Source organism: Mycobacterium sp. (genome assembly GCF_039583805.1).
GTDB lineage: Bacteria > Actinomycetota > Actinomycetes > Mycobacteriales > Mycobacteriaceae > Mycobacterium.
This window is the reverse complement of record NZ_JAVKSH010000169.1, coordinates 1-4,443: the sequence shown is the minus strand read 5'-3', so window position 1 is coordinate 4,443 and position 4,443 is coordinate 1. Positions and strand designations below refer to the sequence as shown.

Genomic DNA, 4,443 nt, shown 5'->3' with positions numbered 1-4,443 from the left:
CTGGATCCGGCCCGCCGGTAGGCCGGTTCGGCGGCGCCCCACCCGCTTCAGGTCGCGTCGGCGTCGAAGGGCGCCGGTCCGCCGGCGGGAAGGTGCGGCTGAGGTGACGGCGGATACGGCTCCGGCGGCGTCACCGCCGGCGGCACCGGCTCCTGGATCCGGTCGAACGCACCGGTGAACAGCGAGTCATCGCCGTCGAACAGGTGCTTGGTCAGCGCCGCCCGCGGCGTCATCCCCCGCAGTTTGTTCAGTTCGCTCAGCGGTTCGCGCAGATCGTCGAACTCCGGCCCGATATCGTCACGCAGCTGGGTGGTCACGCCAGCCAGGTAGTCCCGGGCCTGGCGGAGCGCGGCGCCAGCCCACCGGATCGCCCCGGGCAGCCGCTCAGGGCCAAGCACAACCAGCCCGACCACCACGAGGACCAGCATCTCCCCCCAGCCGACGTTGGCGAACAACTCAGCTGCTGTCCGGTCCGGGTGTCACGGTCAGCGTCACGTGCCGGCCGTCGCGCACCACCTCGATCGGCGCGGGCTGACCGATCGTCAGCTGCCGCACCGCGACGACGAACTCGTCGGAGTCGGCCACGGTCCGGTTGCCGACTTTGACCACGACGTCGTTCTCCAGGATGCCGCCCTTCTCAGCGGGGCTACCCGCTTTCACGTTGGCGACCTCGGCGCCGGACGCGATCGCGTTGCTCACCGACCGGGTGCTCACACCCAGTTCCGGATGCACGATCTTGCCGTCCTTGATCAGCGTCTGGGCGACGTTTTTCGCCTCGTCGACAGGAATCGCGAAGCCCAGCCCGCTGGCGCTGTCGGACAGCGACTTGCCGGCGGTGTTGATGCCGATCACCTGGGAATCCATGTCGATCAGCGGCCCACCGGAGTTGCCGTGGTTGATCGACGCGTCGGTCTGCAGAGCATCGATGACAGTGTCGGTGTCGGAACCCTCGCCGGACAACGGGACGGGCCGGTGCACCGCGCTGACAATGCCCTGCGTCACCGTGCTGCGCAGCCCGAGCGGCGAACCGACGGCGAGCACCTCGTCACCGACGCGAACCTTGGCGGAGTCGCCGAGCCGGGCCACCGTCAGGTTGTCGACGTTGTCGACCTTGAGCACGGCCAGGTCGGTCTTCGGGTCACGCCCCACCAGGTTGGCGGGCACTTCCTTGCTGTCGTTGAACACCACGGTGATCTTGAACTGGCTGGGGTTGTTGGCCGCCTCGGAGATGACGTGGTTGTTGGTGACGATGTAGCCGCGGCCGTCGACGACGACACCCGAGCCCTGCATGCCCTGCTGATCGCTGACCGACTCTATGGTCACCACCGAGTCGGCGACCGCGGCGGCCACCTTGGCGAACCGGCCGGCCGGCTCTTCGCCGTTGCCGTTGGTCGACAGCGTGACCCTCGACGTGGTGAACGCTTGGACGACCTCGGCTGTCTTGCGGCCGACCACCCCGCCGACCAGCCCGACCAGCAGGGCGAGGGCGGCCAGGACGGCCAGCGCCCGGTAGGACACCTTGCCGCCGAACAACACCTCACGCACCCCGAGCCGGCCTCGTTCGCCGGCGTTGTCCGGCGTCGACGGCTTGACGGCCGGATCGCCGAGCGCGGCCGCCGCCCCGGGATCGCGCCACGGGTCTTCCGGCGTGTCGAGCTCGCCGTGGTCCTTCTCGCCGTCGAGCGCGCCCGCGTCGATAGGGTGGCGCTGCAGTGACTCGGCGCCGGTGAACGGACGACCGAAGGCCTCGGCAAGCACCGGGTCCGCCGGCTCGTCGTGCGGCGTGAACTCGCCCTGGTCCCGGTACTTCGCCGGACGCACAACCTCGGCGACGAACGAACCCGCCACGCCGCCGGGCCGGCCGAACACCTGACGCGCCGCCGCATCGACCGGCGGGCGGGAAACGGGCCGCGGCGCCAGCCGGTGTGCGCCGTCCTTGTCGTCGTCGGAATTCACGCCATCCTCTTCCAGATCCTCTTCCAGCCGCTGGTGACACGCCCGGTAGGCGCCGGCACGGCGCCACCCACCGGTGGGCCCACGCTGGCCCCCACCCTACCGACGCTTGCGCGGGTCGCGCGGATTGCCGTCAGCCAGCTGATCGGTGAGATCATTCGCCGCGTCGTCGGGCGGATTGTGCGGAATCTGCGACAACTGGCCCAACAGGGTGTGGGGGATGCGGATGGGGCGCGAATCGCGCAGCGCGGCGCGGGCCCGGGTTTGATCCTCGACGTCGGTGGCGCACTGCGGGCACAGCGCAATGTGTCGTGCGGCGCGCAGGTGGGCGTTCATCCGCAATTCGCCGTCCACGAACGCCGCGACGGCTTCGGTGGACAGGTGCTCCGTCGACCCGAATTGCCGGAGTCCGCCGCCCGCCTCGTCACCGGGGGCAGCCAGTTGGCTGGGGAACCAGGAGCGCGCCCGGCGGAACACGTGTTCCCGGTCGACCATGACCGGCTCCTTTCGGTGTCTGCACCCAGTGTGACGTGGACTACGCCCGAACTACCTTTGAATGTAGCGCGCCACCCGCCACGCAACTCCATTGAACAGCGAAAAGTGCGCCCTGCGCGTCAGCTCGCGGACGCCGGCGTGGCGCGAATCGCCAGCTCGCCGACGTGCTCGGGACGGGCGGCCAGGTAGTCGCGCAGCGCCTGTCGTCCGCGATGGATGCGGCTGCGCACGGTGCCCAGCTTCACGCCGAGGGTGGCACCGATCTCCTCGTAGGACAGACCCTCGATGTCGCAGAGCACCACGGCGGCGCGGAATTCGGGCTGCAACGAGTCCAGAGCCGCCTGCAGGTCGGGGCCGAGCCGCGAGTCGTGGTAGATCTGCTCGGGACTGGGCCCGTCGGCGGGGACCCGGTCGTAGTCGTCGGGCAGCGCTTCCATCCGCACGCGGCTGCGCCGGCGCACCATGTCCAAAAACAGGTTGGTGGTGATGCGGTGCAACCAGCCTTCGAAGGTTCCGGGCTGGTAACTCTGCACGGACCGGAACACCCGGATGAAGGTCTCCTGGGTCAGGTCCTCGGCGTCGTGCTGGTTGCCGGCGAGCCGGTAGGCCAGCCGGTAGACCCTGTCGGCGTGCTGACGCACCAGGTCGTCCCACGACGGCATCGTCGCCTTGTCCCCCGTGGCGTCGAAGATCGCGGTGCCGTAGGGCTCGTCGGGGGATTCCACCCAGCCGGTGACATGATTCTGCTCGGGGTGCGACATGCTGGTCGGGCTCATGAGCGTGATGATCGGTTCCTCCGAATCCGGATCGAGACAGCCCTCGAGACAGCCCTCGAGACAGCCGTTGTCGGCTGGCCGTTCGTCACCGGGCCCAACGTGAAGTTGCCGCTCGGAATTCCCGAACTCGAAGCGTCCGCGGTCCATACAGATACCCTCGCGTACCGCCGTGTGGACCCAGTGTGATCGAACTGTGCGTCGACTGAGAATGCTTCCGATCGGGCGTTGCGCTGGGTTTTCTCGTTCGGTGTGACGTGCAGCGCCCCATCGTTTCCGGGCGTGTCGCTGCCCGCTGCGGGCGCGCCTGCCCGCCTGGGCCCGGGGTTGGTTCTACGCTGCGGGCATGGCCAGCAGCGACCCCTCATCCGGCCAGACGGAGCGCACCAGTAGAGCCGAGTCGATCGCCGCGCACGCCGAGGGATCGATCTCCGAGGACGCGATCCTGGCCGCCGCCCGGGAGCGCGCCGTGGACATCGGTGCGGGCGCGATCAGCCCGGCGGTGGGTGCCCTGCTGAGCCTGCTGGCCAAGCTCAGCGGCGGCAAGGCCGTCGTCGAGGTGGGCAGCGGCGCTGGAGTCAGCGGCCTGTGGCTGCTGTCCGGCATGGCCGAGGACGGCGTCTTGACCACCATCGACCTCGAGCCCGAACACCAGCGGATCGCCAAGCAGGCCTTCGCCGACGCGGGCATCGGGCCGTCGCGCACCCGGATGATCAGCGGCCGGGCCCAGGAGGTGCTGACCCGGCTTGCCGACGCATCGTACGACCTGGTGTTCATCGACGCCGATCCGCTCGACCAGCCGGACTACGTCGTTGAGGGTGTTCGGTTGCTGCGTTCCGGCGGGGTCATCGTGGTGCACCGCGCTGCGCTGGGTGGACGGGCCAACGACCCGGACGCCCACGACCCCGAAGTCACGGCGGTGCGCGAAGCGGCACGGCTGATCGCCGAGGACGAGCGCCTGACCCCGGCCCTGGTGCCGCTCGGCGACGGCCTGCTGGCAGCGGTGCGCGACTGAAGTGCCGCCCTGGTCATCCACCACTTCGGCTCCAAAGAGGGCCTGCTTGCGGCCTGCGACGCCTTCATCGCCGAGAAGATCCGCAGCGCCAAGTCCGGCGCCATGCGGTCAACCGATCCCGCCACCTGGCTCACGGCGATGGCCGAGGTCGAGTCCTACGCGCCGCTGATGGGCGATCTGGTGCGCAGCATGCAGTCCGGCGGCGAG

General features: G+C 69.7%; 5 protein-coding genes and 1 pseudogene. 2 read left to right on the top strand and 4 right to left on the bottom strand.

Annotated features, from left to right (window positions below; genetic code table 11):
• Positions 1–47: 47 nt before the first annotated feature.
• The 4 genes from tatB to sigE all read right to left on the bottom strand — a co-directional run bounded on the left by tatB (position 48) and on the right by sigE (position 3,371).
• On the bottom strand, positions 48–455 hold the full coding sequence (gene tatB, locus ABDW21_RS16365) for a Sec-independent protein translocase protein TatB (protein WP_343603202.1): 408 nt from the start codon (positions 453–455) through the stop codon (positions 48–50).
• A 1-nt stretch (position 456) separates the two neighbouring features.
• Complete coding sequence (locus ABDW21_RS16360; RefSeq protein ID WP_343603200.1) at positions 457–1,956, bottom strand: trypsin-like peptidase domain-containing protein; 1,500 nt, start codon at positions 1,954–1,956, stop codon at positions 457–459.
• A 96-nt stretch (positions 1,957–2,052) separates the two neighbouring features.
• Positions 2,053–2,448, bottom strand: a complete 396-nt coding sequence (rseA, locus tag ABDW21_RS16355) for an anti-sigma E factor RseA (protein WP_343603198.1) — start codon at positions 2,446–2,448, stop codon at positions 2,053–2,055.
• Positions 2,449–2,567: 119 nt separating this feature from the next.
• A complete protein-coding gene (gene sigE / locus ABDW21_RS16350; RefSeq protein WP_343603196.1) occupies positions 2,568–3,371 on the bottom strand; it encodes an RNA polymerase sigma factor SigE in 804 nt (267 codons plus the stop codon).
• Between the two features lie 196 nt (positions 3,372–3,567).
• Here sigE and ABDW21_RS16345 point away from each other — a divergent pair, with 196 nt between their 5' ends.
• Complete coding sequence (locus ABDW21_RS16345) at positions 3,568–4,236, top strand: O-methyltransferase (RefSeq protein ID WP_343710751.1); 669 nt, start codon at positions 3,568–3,570, stop codon at positions 4,234–4,236.
• Positions 4,237–4,443: pseudogene (locus ABDW21_RS16340) on the top strand (TetR/AcrR family transcriptional regulator); the annotation flags it as partial.

Excerpts from the sequence above, each read along its gene's own strand:
- rseA (WP_343603198.1), bottom strand. The coding sequence starts at position 2,448 with ATGGTCGACCGGGAACACGTGTTCCGCCGGGCGCGCTCCTGGTTCCCC.
- sigE (WP_343603196.1), bottom strand. The coding sequence starts at position 3,371 with ATGGACCGCGGACGCTTCGAGTTCGGGAATTCCGAGCGGCAACTTCAC.
- ABDW21_RS16345 (WP_343710751.1), top strand. The coding sequence starts at position 3,568 with ATGGCCAGCAGCGACCCCTCATCCGGCCAGACGGAGCGCACCAGTAGA.